The sequence below is a fragment of the Streptomyces sp. bgisy027 genome, assembly GCF_057710365.1.
In genome coordinates this window covers 1-14,887 of record NZ_JBYIVZ010000065.1, presented here as the reverse complement: position 1 = coordinate 14,887, position 14,887 = coordinate 1, and the positions used below count along the sequence as shown (strand labels likewise).

At 71.9% G+C, this 14,887-nt stretch carries 11 protein-coding genes; 7 read left to right on the top strand and 4 right to left on the bottom strand.

Annotation, left to right across the window (positions count from 1 at the left end; translation table 11 throughout):
* Positions 1 to 30: 30 nt before the first annotated feature.
* Positions 31 to 882: a PaaX family transcriptional regulator gene (locus AC3ETA_RS41485; protein ID WP_432198081.1), complete on the top strand. Its 852-nt coding sequence runs from the start codon at positions 31 to 33 to the stop codon at positions 880 to 882.
* A 166-nt stretch (positions 883 to 1,048) separates the two neighbouring features.
* Here AC3ETA_RS41485 and AC3ETA_RS41480 read toward each other — a convergent pair whose 3' ends face one another.
* Together AC3ETA_RS41480 and AC3ETA_RS41475 are read right to left on the bottom strand one after the other, a co-directional pair.
* On the bottom strand, positions 1,049 to 3,196 hold the full coding sequence (locus AC3ETA_RS41480) for a glycoside hydrolase family 99 protein (protein WP_432198080.1): 2,148 nt from the start codon (positions 3,194 to 3,196) through the stop codon (positions 1,049 to 1,051).
* Positions 3,193 to 6,039, bottom strand: coding sequence for a carbohydrate-binding protein (locus AC3ETA_RS41475; RefSeq protein ID WP_432198079.1), 2,847 nt, complete (start codon positions 6,037 to 6,039; stop codon positions 3,193 to 3,195). The genes AC3ETA_RS41480 and AC3ETA_RS41475 overlap by 4 nt, the downstream gene beginning before the upstream one ends.
* A 484-nt stretch (positions 6,040 to 6,523) precedes the next feature.
* Here AC3ETA_RS41475 and AC3ETA_RS41470 point away from each other — a divergent pair, with 484 nt between their 5' ends.
* From AC3ETA_RS41470 to gdhA, 4 genes are all read left to right on the top strand, one after another.
* Positions 6,524 to 6,910, top strand: coding sequence for an RNHCP domain-containing protein (locus AC3ETA_RS41470; protein WP_432198078.1), 387 nt, complete (start codon positions 6,524 to 6,526; stop codon positions 6,908 to 6,910).
* A gap of 28 nt (positions 6,911 to 6,938) precedes the next feature.
* Positions 6,939 to 7,367, top strand: coding sequence for an RNHCP domain-containing protein (locus AC3ETA_RS41465; RefSeq protein ID WP_432198077.1), 429 nt, complete (start codon positions 6,939 to 6,941; stop codon positions 7,365 to 7,367).
* A 132-nt stretch (positions 7,368 to 7,499) separates the two neighbouring features.
* Entirely contained in the window at positions 7,500 to 7,919 is a 420-nt protein-coding gene (locus AC3ETA_RS41460; protein ID WP_432198076.1) for an NAD(P)-binding protein, read from the top strand.
* Positions 7,920 to 7,978: 59 nt separating this feature from the next.
* Positions 7,979 to 9,343, top strand: coding sequence for an NADP-specific glutamate dehydrogenase (gene gdhA / locus AC3ETA_RS41455; protein WP_432198075.1), 1,365 nt, complete (start codon positions 7,979 to 7,981; stop codon positions 9,341 to 9,343).
* 60 nt (positions 9,344 to 9,403) lie between these two features.
* On the opposite strand, the gene AC3ETA_RS41450 is transcribed toward gdhA, so the two are convergent.
* Complete coding sequence (locus AC3ETA_RS41450) at positions 9,404 to 10,144, bottom strand: DUF1775 domain-containing protein (protein ID WP_432198074.1); 741 nt, start codon at positions 10,142 to 10,144, stop codon at positions 9,404 to 9,406.
* Positions 10,145 to 10,294: 150 nt separating this feature from the next.
* Here AC3ETA_RS41450 and AC3ETA_RS41445 point away from each other — a divergent pair, with 150 nt between their 5' ends.
* The gene (locus AC3ETA_RS41445) at positions 10,295 to 12,928 is read left to right on the top strand and encodes a beta-galactosidase (protein ID WP_432198073.1); all 2,634 of its coding nucleotides are present in this window, start codon (positions 10,295 to 10,297) and stop codon (positions 12,926 to 12,928) included.
* A 152-nt stretch (positions 12,929 to 13,080) separates the two neighbouring features.
* Positions 13,081 to 14,085, top strand: coding sequence for an esterase/lipase family protein (locus AC3ETA_RS41440; protein WP_432198072.1), 1,005 nt, complete (start codon positions 13,081 to 13,083; stop codon positions 14,083 to 14,085).
* 468 nt (positions 14,086 to 14,553) lie between these two features.
* On the opposite strand, the gene AC3ETA_RS41435 is transcribed toward AC3ETA_RS41440, so the two are convergent.
* On the bottom strand, positions 14,554 to 14,887 hold a 334-nt coding region (locus tag AC3ETA_RS41435; protein WP_432198071.1), incomplete at its 5' end, for an L-serine ammonia-lyase, iron-sulfur-dependent, subunit alpha.

Sequence of the window (14,887 nt, the reverse complement as noted above, 5' to 3'; positions counted from 1 at the left end):
CCCTCGGCGGGCGGCCGTACCCTTGCCAGCGTGGAGGACGACGACATCCTGGATGCTCAGGACACCTCGCAGGGCCCGCAGCCGCGCCCGCAGTCGCTCATGCTCGCCTTCTTCGGCAACCACGTCCTGGAGGAGGGCGACGTGGGTGTCTACTCCGGCAGCATCATCGACGTGCTCGGCCGTGTCGGCGTCGGCGAGCAGGCCGTGCGCTCCACCCTGACCCGGATGGTCAACCGGGGTCTGCTGCGGCGCCGGCGCGAGGGCCGCAGGATGTTCTTCGGACTGACCCCGCAGGCGACACGCGTTCTGGAGGACGGCCGCGCCCGCATCTGGCAGCAGGGCGCGGTCAACGACGACTGGGACGGCTCCTGGACCCTGCTCGGTTTCTCCCTGCCGGACTCCTGGAAGCGCCAGCGCCACGACCTGCGCTCCCGGCTCACCTGGTCCGGGTTCGGCGCGCTGTACAGCGGGCTGTGGATCGCGCCCGGGAACACCGACGTCTCCGGCGTCGTCGAGGAGCTCGGCCTCGCCGCCCACGTCAAGGTCTTCCACGCGCAGGCGGACGTGGCGACCGACATCGAGCTGATGATCCGCGACACCTGGGACCTGGAGAGCATCGCCTCCCGCTATGTGCTCTTCGACAAGCGCTGGACCGCGCACCTCGACGCCGGGGCCGGCGACGACCCGATCGGCACCCGGCTGCGGCTGGTCAGCGAGTGGCTCTGGACGATCCGCGCGGACCCCCGGCTGCCGGCCCGGCACCTGCCCCCGGAGTGGCCGGCCCGCGCCGCGCAGGAGACGTTCCGGCGCGTCGCCGACCACACCGCCGGGCCCGCGCGGGAGACGGCGCACGAGTTGCTGGAGATCACCCGGCTGCGGTGAGCGGTCGGCGACGCGCCGGTCTTCAGTCCCGGCCGTCGTGCCCCTCCAGCGATACGTGGCGAGGGACTTGGCCGGCACGGCGGCGCGCAGTTCCCGCTTGATGGGCAGCACGCCGACGTGCCCGGCCGGACGGATCCGGCCGGGCACTTCCACGGAGCGCAGCGCTTCAGTCTCCCGACGCCGCCCGGAACCGGCCCACCCAGTACGCGGTGCGGTCCAGGTACGCCGTCTGCGCCTCCTCCCCCGACTTGCCGTAAGCGCCGTCGTAGGTCCGGTAGCCGTGACCGGCGGGCGGTGTGGAGTCGGCGGGTTCGATGGAGCTTCCTTCGTGCCACTCGTTGAACGACGTGATCGACACCCAGGTCGGTGAACCGCCGATCGCCGGGTCCAGGGCGTTGGACCACTGCCGGTCGTAGGCCGCGCCGTTCGCCCGCTCCACGGTGGGCGTGGAGTTGCCCGGCACGGCCCGGTCGTCGATGTAGCCCGGCGCCACGGACGGCGCCCAGATCAGGTCGTGGGCGCGGGCGTGGTCGCCGGCCTGCTTCCAGCCCGGCGCCGTGGCGCCGGCGATGCCGTCGTAGGTGTACATGCCGGAGAAGTGCGCGATCTTCGTGGTGTCGGTGGTCTGCGCGAGCACGATGCTCGTGCCGGTGACCTGGTCGAGCGCCGTCCAGTCGGCGATGTCCAGGCTCTGGAACACGTAGAACGCGCTCCTGCCGCCGTGCCCCGCCGAGCGGTGGAAAGCGGGGTGGCCGCCGTAGGTGCTGTTGATGTACTCGATGTCGGCGGCCGTCGAGGCGCCGGTGCGGCCCGCGTACGGCTCCAGGTGCCAGGCCACCTCGATGCCCCGCTCCTGCGCCGCGTCGAGCACCCGCCTCACCAGGCGGTCCTCGTAACTGCCCCGGCCCCACCAGCTGTAGACGATCACGCCGGCGCCGGACCGGGCGACCCATTCCATGTGCCGGCCGAGGGCACTCCCGTCGCCTGAGTCGTACGGGCCGAGGGCCGGGTAGAGGTCGGCGCCGATGTCGTCGGGCGGGGTGCGGCCGCCCTGCTGCCAGTGCCGCCAGCCGCCGTTGACCGCCGGGCTGCCGTACCAGGGGTAGTAGAAGAGATGCACGTCGTCGGAGAGTCCCTCGGCCGTGGGGGCGGCGCCGAGGCTGAAGGTGTCGACGTCGAACAGGGCTCCACCGCCGCCGGTGAATCTCAGGAACAGCGGCCCGGAGGCGGAGCCGGTGAGGGTCGTGGTGACGGTCGTGAAGGTCTCCCAGCCGCCGGTCACCGGCACCGCCACGCTGCCGAGCAGGGTGCCGGTGGCCGAGCCCGAGCGGATCTCGATGGTGCCGCCCGCTCCCGCCGAGGACACCTTCGCCGTGAACGTCCTTGCTCCCGCCGTGGAGACGGAGGCGTAGCCCGCCCAGTCGCCGTTGTCGATGTAGCCCAGCGTCTGTCCGCCGCTGGCCGGGGCGTGCCCGGCGACCTGCACGCCGGATCCGGAGGTGTACGCCTCCGCCTCGACCTGGCCGTCGCCGGCCGGGGCGGAGCAGTCGGCCGCCGCCTGCCCGGCCGCGTAGCGCAAACCGCCGAGCAGCAGGGAGCGGAATGCCGGGTCCGCGTAGGACTCGACGGTGTGGCCGAGCCCGGTGTAGAAGGAGCGGCCCTGCCCCTGGCCGTGGCACCAGGTGATGGGGTGGTCGGCGCCCATCGAGCCGCCGCTGTAGGTGCTTTCGTCCAGGGTCTGCAGGACGTGGACGCGGGGGCGGGGGTTGGCGCGGTAGTTGTACCACTCGTCGGTGCGGGTCCAGGTCGCGCCGAGGTGCGAGGTGGCCGGGTGGGTGCGGTCCTCGGTGCGGATCGTGGCCTGCTGGATCGCAGGATGGCTCTGGAACCACGCTCCGACCAGCTGTCCGTAGTACGGCCAGTCGTACTCGGTGTCGGCGGCCGCGTGCACGCCCAGGTAGCCGCCGCCGGAGTCGACGTAGGACTGAAGTGCGGTCTGCTGGCCGGCGTTGAGGACGTCGCCCGTGGTGTTGAGGAACACCACCGCCTCGTATCCGGCGAGGTTCGCGGACGTGAAGGCGCCGGCGTCCTCGGTGGCGGTGACGGAGAAGTCGTTCTGCCCGCCGAGGGTGCGCAGGGTCTCGATGCCGGCCGGGATCGCGTCGTGCCGGAACCCTGCCGTCCTGGAGAAGACGAGGACTTCGAAGGAGGCAGCGTGCGCCGCCTGGGCCGGGGTGAGCAGGGCGCCCAGCACGGCCAGGGCCAGAGCCGTCGTGCCGCGGCGCAGTCGCCGCATCAGGGTGTTCATGGTCATCGCCCCTTTCGTGTCGAGGAGGCGAGCGTGAAGGTGTCGACGTCGAAGAGGCTGCCGGTGCCTCCGGTGAAGGTGAGGAAGAGCGGGCCCGTTGCGGTGCCGTTGAGCGTGGTCGTGACGGTGGTGAAGGCGTCCCAGCCGCCGGTCACCGGTACCGCCACCGAGCCGAGCAGTGGCCCGGTCTGCGAGCCGGAGCGGAACTGGAGCGTGCCGCCGGCGCCCGCGGAGGAGACCCGGGCGGAGGCTGAGGTCGCGCCCGCGGTGGAGACGGAGGCGTATCCCGCCCAGTCGCCGTTGTCGATGTAGCCCAGCGTCAGCCCGCCGCTCGCGGAGGCGTGTGCCGCGGACTGGACGCCCGAGGCGGAGCTGTACGACTCCGCCTCCCACGGCGATGTCGTGGTGGAGCCGGAGCCGAGGGTGAAGGCGTCGACGTCGAAGAGGTTGCCCTGCCCGGTCGGGCCGCGGAACACCAGGAACAGCTCGGTGGTGCCGGCGGGCGCGCCGGAGAGGTTGGCGGTGACGTCGGTGAAGGTGTCCCAGCCGCCGGTCACCGGCACGGTCGCGGTGCCGAGCAGCGTGCCCGTCGCGGACCCGGCCCGCACCTGGAGAGTGCCGCCCGCTCCGCCGGATGCCACTCGCGCGGTGAACTTCGTGGCGCCCGCGAGTACATACGGCTTGAACGAGATCCAGTCGCCGTCGTCCGTGAAGCCGACCGTCCTGCCGCCCTCGGCGGTGGCGTGGTTCGCGATCTGGATGCCGGACTGGGCGCCGAAGTGCTCGCCCTGCCGGTGTCGGGGTTGCAGGGTGCGTACGGAGTGCGTGGTCAGGCCGCCGGCGTCGGTGTACTCGGCGTCGAGGACTCCGTAGAGGTTGGCGGCGCTGTCGTGTTCGCCGTCGGCGGGCACGGTGAGGTTGCCCGCGCAGCCGTTGGCCGAGGTGATGGCGTGGGTGTGGCTGTCATGGCCGAGGAGATAGGTGACCTCGACCTTGGAGCAGTCGACGGTGCCGTCCTCGGGATCGCTGACCTGCGCCTTGAACGGCACGGTGTCGCCGAAGGCGAACGGCTGCCCGTCCGGGGGCTGTTGCAGGGTCACCGTCGGCGCGGTGTTGCCCGCGGTGACCACCAGGCTCGCGGTGCCGGTCAGTCCCTGCGGGTCGCGGACCGTGAGGGTGGGGCGATAGGTGCCGGCGGTGGTGTACGTGTGGCTGGGGTTGGCCTGGGTGGAGGTGGTGCCGTCGCCGAAGTTCCAGGAGTACGTCAGTGCTCCGCCCTCGGGGTCGGCGCTGCCCTGGGAGGAGAACCGCACGGCGAGCGGCAGGGCGCCGGAGGTGCGGTCGGCGGACGCCTGGGCGACGGGGTTGCGGTTGCTGCCCGCGATGTACTCGATGCGGTACAGGGCCTGATTGTTGCCGCCGGTGCCGTAGTCCAGGACGTACAGCGCGCCGTCGGGGCCGAAGTCGGTGTCCATCACCTGGGTGCCGCTCCAGGGGACGTCCTCGATCGTGCCGTAGGAGCCGTCGCTCCTGACCTCGACGGCCTTGATCCAGCGGCGTCCGTACTCGGCGGCGAAGTAGCGGCCGTCGAGGGACTGCGGGAACTTCACCGTGGACGTCGAGTTGGCGTCGTACCGGTAGACCTCGCCGCCCATCGGCGACTCGGAGCCGCCGCCGAACTCGGGCGGTGAACCGTCCAGGCCGTACTTGATCCAGCTCGGCTTCGCGGGTGGCAGCTCGGCCTGCCCGGTGTTGCGGAAGGAGTTGTTCGCGGGGCCGCCGGCGCAGTCGTACTTCGCTGCGGAGGGGCCGCTGGGGAAGGTGTACTCGTTGTACGTCTCGCCGGTGGTGTTGGTGCCGGTGCAGTACGGCCAGCCGTAGTTGCCGGGCGCGGTGATGCGGTCGAACTCGACCTGGCCGCCCGGTCCGCGGTTCGCGTCGGTGCCGCCCGCGTCGGGGCCGTAGTCACCGAGGTAGACGATGCCGGTGGGACGGTCCACGGACATCCGGAACGGGTTGCGGAAGCCCATCGCGTAGATCTCGGGCCGGGTGCCCGCGGTGCCCGGTGCGAAGAGGTTGCCCGCGGGGACGGTGTAGCCGCCGGCCGCGGTCGGCTTGATCCGCAGCACCTTGCCGCGCAGGTCGTTGGTGTTGCCGGAGCTGCGCTGCGCGTCGAACTGCGGGTTGCGGTCGGTGCGCTCGTCGATCGGCGCGTAGCCGGCGGAGTCGAACGGGTTGGTGTCGTCGCCGGTGGTCAGGTACAGGTTCCCGGCCGCGTCGAAGTCCATGTCGCCGCCGACGTGGCAGCACTGGCCGCGGTCGTTGGGCACCTCCAGGACGACCTTCTCGCTCGCCGGGTCCAGGGTGCCGTCGCTGCGCAGCGTGAACCGGGACAGGTTGAGGTGGCCCTTCCAGCGCTCGAAGTCGGCGGCGCTGCCGGTGACGGGTGCGTCGCCGGCCGGGGTGTCCAGCTTCGGGGAGTAGTAGACGTAGACGTACCGGTTGGCCGTGAAGGAGGGGTCGACCGCGATGCCCTGGAGGCCCTCCTCGTCGTGCGTGTAGACGTCGAGCTTGCCGGCCTGTTCGGTGTTGCCGGCGGCGTCGGTGAGGCGGATCGTGCCGTCGCGGGCGGTGTGCAGGACCGAGCGGTCGGGCAGTACGGCCAGGGACATCGGTTCGCCCAGCTCGGCCGCTCCGATGGCGAGCTGGACCTGCTGGTAGTCGGCGGGCGGAAGGGCGGCCGGGGCGGCGGAGGCCGGTCCGGCCGAGGGGACCGCCGTGACGGCGGCGGACAGCAGGAGCGCGAGCGCGGTGAGCGTTCTCAGCCCCGCGCGAGGGCGCCGAAGCATGGGGGGTTGTCCTTCCTGACGATGCGGGTGTCAGGCAAGGCGCGCGCCGGCCGCGCTTGCCGGGGTGTGTCCGTGCGGGGCGCGGCGAAGGAACCGCCGAGCCCTGTGAGATGCGATGCGCCGTGCGGATAAATTAAGCCTTGAACAAAGGGAATTGCAGGCATCCGCAGATCTCTTGCATGCTGCGGGCCGCCGTCACATTTGTCAAGAGCCTGTCAAAATCGCCCGGCAGGGCCCCTGAATGATCCACCGGCACGGCCCGGATAAATCCAGTGGACGCCACCCCGCACGGGCGTGCAGGCTTGAACGAGCCCAGAACACTCGCTTTGCACCAACACGCCATGGAAAAGGTGTTTATGACCCGGCCCGCGCCGAGCGCGCCTCGCCGCACCGCGTAAGCCGTCCTGACCGATTCAGGGCGCGTCCCGAGGCCGCTCGGCCTGCTCTTGCTGTCCTCGCACATCTCTCAGCAAGGAGCACCCGGGTGTCCAGCGACAACCTCGCTCACCAGCACAACCCCCTCAACCACGTCCTCAGCACCGGCACCTTCACCTGCGTGTGGTGCGGACTGACCGTGTCGGCCCTGGCCCCTGACGGCAGCCGGCGCAACCACTGTCCGTCCTGCCTGCACTCGCGGCACGTCGTCGACCAGGTCGACGGCGGCCGGTCCGAGTGCGACGCGCGGATGAACCCCATCGCCATCGCGGTGCTGCGCACCGGTGACTGGATGCTCGTCCACCGCTGCGTCCGCTGCGGCGAGCTCACCTCCAACCCGGTGTGCGCAGACGACAACCAGCTCGTCCTGATGCGCATGGCCGTGCGCCCGCTGGCTCAACCTCCCTTCCCCCTCGAAGCGTTCGGCTCCCTCTGAACGCCCGGCACGGAAAGGAGAACCAGCCATGCCACGCCGCACCCGGACGGGCGGCCGCAGACCGCGGCACCGTCCCCAGCGCACCAAGGACGTCCTGCACGGCAACGGCGGCCACCGGAGCAATGACTTCCGGTGCGTGGGCTGCCGGCTCGACGTGTCCCTCGTCGCGCCCGGCACCGCACACCGCAACCATTGCCCGAACTGCCTGGTCAGCCTGCACGTCGACCGACGCGTCCCCGGCGACCGCGCCGCGGACTGCCATGGCCGTATGGAGGCACTGAGCCTCACCGTACGGCCGGACGGGGAATGGATGCTCATCCATCAGTGCCGGACCTGCGCCGGACTCAGCGCCAACCGCATCGCCGGCGACGACAACGCGCTCGCCCTGATGCGTCTGGCGCTCAGACCGCTGCGGGACGGCAGGGCCGCCGGCCGGGCACTGCTCACGGTGCTGTGACGCCGCGCCGTCGAAGTCCGTCACGAGGGGCCGGGTCGGCGTGGTGCGCCGGCCCGGCCTCTCCCGGCGAGCGACGGGACAGGCTCGGGGTGTGACCAGGACGCTCGTTCCCTCGCAGCGCAGGAGTGGCTCATGCCCGACATGGCTCACGGACCGCGGATCACCGTCGTCGGGGGCGGCATCGGCGGGCTGAGGGCCGCCGCCTTCCTGCGCCGCGCGGGTCTGTCGGCGACCGTGTACGAACAGGCTCCCGCCCTCGCCCAGGGCGCGGCACGGTCGATCGAGGACGCCGCCGTACCGGCCCACTGCCTGACCACCTCGGGCGACGACCCTGAACAGGCCCTTCGGCGCTGCGAAGCCGCGCGCGTCGAGCGCACCACCCGGCTCCAGCGGGTCAGTCACGCCCGCTGCGACATCGACCACCTGCCCGACGGGCCCGAGCAGCGCAGCCGTGACGCGGCGCTCGCCGGCTCGGACCCGCTGGTGCGCAACGGCTGGATCTACGGTCACGACGCCGAGGACGCGATCGGCGACGGCTCCACCGCCCGCTGAGTACCGGCCCCGTGATCTCCCGTACATTCGCATGCACCGTCGTACAAGGAGGTACGTCCATGACGATCCAGCACACGCCGCCCGCGGACCTGCGTCTGACCGCCGAGGTCTACGCGGCCGTCCAGGCCAGGGACCCCGCACAGTCCGAGTTCCACCAGGCCGCGCGCGAGGTGCTGGAGTCGCTGGAGCCGGTGCTCGCCCGCCACCCCGGGTACGCCGGGCACCACATCCTGGAGCGGCTGTGCGAGCCGGAGCGGCAGTTGCTCTTCCGTGTGCCGTGGGTCGACGACGCCGGCAAGGTCAGGGTCAACCGGGGTTTTCGCGTGGAGTTCAACTCCGCGCTCGGGCCGTACAAGGGCGGGCTGCGCTTCCACCCGTCGGTGAACCTCGGCATCGTGAAGTTCCTCGGCTTCGAGCAGATCTTCAAGAACGCGCTGACGGGTCTGCCCATCGGTGGCGGCAAGGGCGGCGCCGACTTCGACCCCAAGGGCCGCTCGGACGGCGAGATCATGCGGTTCTGCCAGTCCTTCATGACCGAGTTGTACCGCCACCTCGGCGAGCACACGGACGTCCCGGCCGGTGACATCGGCGTCGGCACGCGCGAGATCGGCTATCTCTTCGGCCAGTACAAGCGCATCACCAACCGCTACGAGTCCGGCGTCCTCACCGGCAAGGGCCTGGGCTGGGGCGGCTCCCACGTACGGACCGAGGCCACCGGATACGGCACCGTCTACTTCGTCTCCGAGATGCTCGCCGAACGCGGCCAGGACCTCGACGGCCGGCGGATCGTCATATCCGGCTCCGGCAACGTCGCCGTGTACGCCGCCCAGAAGGCACACCAGCTGGGCGCGAAGGTCGTCGCGATGTCGGACTCCGGCGGCTATGTGGTCGACGAGGCGGGCATCGACGTCGAACTGGTCAAGGAGATCAAGGCGGTCCGGCGCGGCCGGATCAAGGAGTACGCGCAGACGGTGAGCCGGGCCCGCTATGTCGAGGGCGGTTCCGTCTGGGACGTGCCGTGCTCGGTCGCGCTGCCCTGCGCCACCCAGAACGAACTCGACGAGAGCGCGGCGCGGTCCCTGCTGGCCGCGGGCGTGGTGGCGGTGGCCGAGGGCGCCAACATGCCCACCACACCGCAGGCCGTACGACTGTTCCAGGACGCGGGCGTCGCCTTCGGCCCCGGCAAGGCGGCCAACGCCGGCGGTGTCGCCACCTCGGCACTGGAGATGCGGCAGAACGCCGGCCGCGACTCGTGGACCTTCGAGGACACCGACCGTCGGCTCGCGGCCATCATGGCCGGCATCCACACCACCTGCCGCGCGACGGCCGAGGAGTACGGCGCGCCGGGCAACTACGTCGTCGGCGCCAATGTCGCGGGCTTCGTCAGGGTGGCCGACACCATGCTCGATCTGGGGGTCATCTGAGGTGACGGGCGGGCGTGCCGCGGATCGCCGGTCGGCGACACGCCCGGATCGACGGCGTCGTCAGGCGGTCCCGCCGCGCCGCTTCCGCAGCCACCAGGCGCCGCCGCCGAGCAGCACCACGGCCGCCGCGATGCCCACGGGCACGGCGGCGGACATGCCGTCGTCGTCCTTCGTGCCGTCCGCCGCGGGCTTCGCCGAGGAGCCCTGGGCGGCGGGCGCGTCCGAGGCGTCCGGCGAAGGCGCGGCAGTCGTCGGTTCCTCCGTGGGAGTCGGGCTCACCGACTCGGCGCCGGGCGCGGCGGCCTTCAGCGCGAGCCGGGGCGCGGGGTGACCGTGGCCGTGGCCGTCCCCCTCGGACTCCTCCTCCAGCTCGATCCAGCGGTCCACCTTGCCGTCGCTGTAGGTCTGGAGGGTCTTGAAGGCCACCTCCTTCGCGTCCGGCAACTGCCGTACGGTCAGGACGTACTCGACGTCCTCACCGACGGCCAGCTTCGGCCCGGACACCGTGTAGCCCCGGGCGGTCGGGGTGAACTTCCAGCCCTTGGGGCCCTCTTCGAAGGTGAGGTCCTGCGGGACGATCCCCTCGGGCAGGATCACCTCCAGCTTGCTGATCCCGGCCGTGCCCGACTCCGACTCGGCGGCGAAGGTCAGCTCGACGTTCTGGTCGAGGGCCCGCGCACCCTCGGCCTCCACCTCCGCATGGGCCGCGGCCGGCCCCACGGTGGCGACGGCCAGCGCGAGGGCGACCGAGGTGAGCACGCCGGTGCGGCGCAGACTGCGGATCAGAGTGGAGCGGGACACGTACGACTCCCTTGTGCCGACGACGTGGTGACTGCGGACGAGCGCGGGCAGAGCCGCCTCTCCACAGAAGTCGGCCGCGGACCCCGGTGAGTTCCCGCGTGAGCCAGGGAAATTCTCGTACGGGTCCGGCACTTGTAGCGAGATTTTACGATGGTTATTTTAACCATCGTACGAAGCCGGGTCCGGCGGACCGGACATCAGCGGCACAAGCGCGGGAGTGAAGAGAACCGTACGGAGACCATCGAAGCCGTCCGCGTCGACGGCCGGGGCGTGTGGATCGACGGCCGCCCGCGCACCTTGCTGTGCGCCTCGCTGTTCTACTTCCGGCTGCCCCGGGAGCAGTGGCGCGAGCGGCTGGAACAGGTGCGGGCGTCGGGGTACACCTGCGTCGACGTCTATCTGCCCTGGAACTTCCACGAGTCGGCGCCCGGCCGCTGGTCCTTCGAGGGCCGGCGGGACGTGGCGGCGTTCCTGGACCTCGCGCACGAGACGGGTCTGTACGTCATCGCACGGCCGGGCCCGTACATCTGCTCCGAGTGGGACGGCGGCGCCCTGCCCGCCTGGCTGGGCCTCGATACGGAGTTGAGGGTCCGCCAGAACGAACCCCGGTATCTGGAGCGGGTCACCGCGTGGTTCGACCGGGTGCTGCCGCTGCTGGCCGAGCGGCAGTACCCGGCGAACGGCCCGGTCGTCATGGTGCAGTTGGAGAACGAGCTGGACTTCTTCGACTGCGCGGACCGGGCGGGCTATGTGGGCGCGCTCAGGGACGCCGCACTCGGGCACGGCATCACGGTCCCGTTGATCGCCTGCTCCGGCCAGGGCGACCTCGCGGGCGCCACCGGGGACGTGGACGGTGTCGTACCGGCCTGCAACTTCTACCCGGACGACGACTCCCCCGACATCGAGGCCGAGGTGCGGCGGTACGCCGGCCTGGTCGCGGAGCGCGGGGCGCCCTTGCTGATCACGGAGACCAACCGGCGTCACCGTACGCTGCGGCGGCTCCTTGCGAGCGGCGCCAAGCTGATCGCGCCCTATCTCCAGTCGTCCGGCTGGAACTTCGGGTACACGCCGTCGACCGGGAACTGGGGGCGGCCCGGCAACTTCATGAGCCACGGCTACGACTTCGGCGGTTACATCACGTCGACCGGCGCGCGGCGACCGGAGTACGCCGAGGCGCAGGTGCTGGCCCGGGTGCTCGACATGTGGGGCACCCAACTTGCCCTGTCCGAACCGGTGTTGTCGGTCGATCCACCGGCGTGCGACTTCCCGACCAGCTCGGTTGCCGCCGCGCTCGCCCTCCCCGGGGGCGGCCGACTGGTGGCCGTACCGCATCTCGGGACCGACCCGGGCACGGCGGTCGTCGGGGGCGTACCCGTCGCGGTGGCGCCGGGATCGTGCCCCTTGATGGCAGTGGCCGTACCGCTAGGGGCTTGGGGCATCGACGCCACCTTGGCACTCGCGTCGGCGGATCTCGTCGCGTCGGCGGACGGGGTGCTGGTGTTCTCCTCGGACGTCCCGGTCACCGTCGTACTGGACGGGGCGCGGGCCGAGATCCCGGTGTCCGGGCGGGTGACCGTGGCGGGAGTCGCGGTCGTCGTGCTGCCGTCCGCGCAGGCCGCTCGGCTCCGGTCGGTCGGTGCCGACGGCAGGGTGCGGGTGGCCGACGCCCCGCGCCCGCCCGCCGAGTCCGCGCCGACCGCGGTGCGCGAGGTCCGGCGGCGACACGACAAGGCCCCGGAGAAGCCGGCCGGCCGGCACACACTGCCGCCGGCCCTGGAGTCGCTCGGGGTGTACCGGGGCCGGGGCGCCTACCGCACCACCACGGATCTGACCGGCGTGGACGAGCTGCTGCTCACCGGCGCGGCGGACATCGTCGATCTGTCGGTGGCGGGCCGGACGTACCCGCCGATCGCCGGGTTCGGCGCGGCCCGGCGCGTCGGCGTCGGTGATGTGACGGGCAGTGCCGCGATCGAGGCCGTGGTGGAGATCTGGGGCCACGCCAACTTCGACGACGCCCGGCTGCCCGCGCTGCGGATGGGCGCCCCGCGCGGCCTCGGCACGCTCTGGAAGGTGCGGGGGACGACGGACGTCTGCGCGCTGTGGACCGTGCACGGGCACTGGGCCGGGAATCCCGCGCCCACCCGGGTGCTCGGCGGCTGGAGCAGCACGCGCGTCGCGGAGCCGGTCACCTACAGCCGTACGGTCCGCTCCCCCACGCCGTCGGCGCTGCACCTGTGCGGTGTCGTCGAACCGCTGCGGGTGAGCGTGGACGGCGGCGAGCCGGCGACCGTCCACGCCGAGAACCCCTGGGTACTGCTGCCCGCCGGCACCCACCAGGTCGCGCTCACCCTCCCCCACCACCCGAGCGGCCCCGGCCTGCGCGCCGAACTGCTCGCGCTGGAGGCCGTGAGGGACTGGACGTGCGCGGCGCAGAACGACGAACTGCTGACGGAGTTCGCCGCGCGGTCCGGGCGCGCGGAGGCGGTACGGCTCCCGCTGGCGCTGCAGCCGGGCGAGGAGGCGTGGCTCGACATCGACCTGCCGCCCTCCGCTCAGGGTTACCTGGTCCGGCCGGACGCCACCCAGGTACGGGTCACCGGGTGGGCCGGCGGGGAGTGCGTGGGCCGCGTCTGGGCCTGCCGCGACCGGCCCGCCTTTTCCGGCGGGGATCCCGATGCGCTCTGGGTTCCCCCGGGCCGGCCGGGCCTGACGCTGCTCGTGCAGGGTGTCGAGGGGCGGGACGCTCCCGGGATCCGCACGCTGTGGCTGGGGGTGCCGACCTGAGAAAGCCCCTTCTCGATCTTGCGTGGGCTGGACGGATGAAAGCGGTCTGCTCCATATGAGGTGCCGCGAGCGGCTGGCGGGTGGGCATCGGATCCGCTCCTCGATCATCTTCGCGTCGGCGCTCGGCCGGCTACGAGACGAGGAGTGGCCCGATGTCGCATCGGATGGATTCCCGGAGCCGGTCGAACCGGCGGCGCGCCCGATGGGCCGCGGTCTGCGCGGGCCTCGCCCTGTCGCTGACCGTCGGCGCCCACGGCGAGGCGGCGGCATCCGACAGCCCGACGCCGCCCCGTCCGCTGGGCCAGGTCCTCGACGTCACCGCGGCGTTGGCCGGGGGCCTCCTCCATCCGCAGGCGCCTCCGGCCGGGTCCAACGACTGGAGTTGCCGTCCCTCGCGCAAGCATCCGCGCCCGGTCGTGCTGCTGCACGGGTCCGCGGCGAACGCGTTCAACAACTGGAGCATGCTGTCGCCCTGGCTGAAGCGGCAGGGCTACTGCGTCTTCGCCCCCAACTACGGCGGGCCTCCCGGCAGTCCTTTCCAGGCCACCGGCCCCATTCCGGCCGCGGCCCGGCAGGTCGCGCGCCATGTCGACCGTGTGCTGAAGGCCACCGGCGCCCGCCAGGTCGACATCGTCGGGCATTCCCAGGGCGGTGGTCCGACGCCCCGCTGGTATCTGCGGTTCGAGGGCGGCACGAACCCCGCACACCCGAAGCGGAACAAGGTGCGCCGCCTTGTCGCCCTGGCGCCTCCCAACCACGGCGGGAACGTCTCCGGCATCGGCACGCTGACGACGCGGCTCGGTCTCGACCCGACCGTGTCCGCCGTCGTCGGTCAGGCCTTCTCGGACCAGATGGTCGGCTCCGAGATGAACCGGAAGCTCGACAAGGACGGCGACACCCGGCCCGGCGTCCACTACACCGTCATCGCCACCCGGTACGACGAGTTCGCCACCCCGTACCGCAACAGCTTCCTGACCGCGGGTCCCGGCGCGAAGGTGCGCAACATCCTGATCCAGCGGGTCTGCAAGGAGGACTTCTCCGACCATCTGTCCCTCGCCTACGACACCAACGCGGCCCAACTCGTGAGCAACGCCCTCGATCCCGAACACGCGAAGCCGGTCCGCTGCGGGCTCGTCCTGCCCGTGCTCGGGGGCTGACTCGCGGGATCGGCGCCGTTCGGGACTCTCCCGTCGCCCGGCCGGCCCGAGTGTGCGGAGTTGGCGGCGAGACGGTGGGGTGACGGGGCCGGGCTCGGGCTCGGGGTCCCCGGTGGCATGTGGGTTGGCGTCCGTGCCCTCGGAGCTGAGCAGGACGACCACATCGACGTCGCCGGTGGCGACCCGCTCCGGACGGCACGCAGGCGGCCCTCTCCGGCACGGGACACGAAGAGCGCCGTACGGCACTGGGACTCGACGTCAACTCCGTTCGCGGCGGTCAACGTCTCAACGGCATGCGTTGTAAGGGCTCTGCGTCGCGCCGTCGCGGATCCGCAGTACGCGCCGTCGCTCGGTGACCCGTCCCATGTCCTCGCTCCCGGTCCTGTGGGTGAACCGTCCTGTACGTGAACCGTTCTGTGCGTGGACGGTCCCGTTCGTCGACGTCCTTCCGCTCGGCGCGCCCGCGCCTCAGCACTCGATGACGTTGACCGCCAGCCCGCCCCGCGCGGTCTCCTTGTACTTGACCTTCATGTCGGCGCCGGTCTCCTTCATGGTCTTGATGACCTTGTCGAGGGAGACGTGGTGCCGGCCGTCGCCGCGCATCGCCATGCGGGCGGCGGTGACCGCCTTCACCGCGGCCATGCCGTTGCGTTCGATGCAGGGGATCTGGACGAGCCCGCCGACGGGGTCGCAGGTGAGGCCGAGGTTGTGCTCCATGCCGATCTCGGCGGCGTTCTCGACCTGTTCGGGGCTGCCGCCGAGCACTTCGGCGAGGGCGCCGGCCGCCATGGAGCAGGCGGAG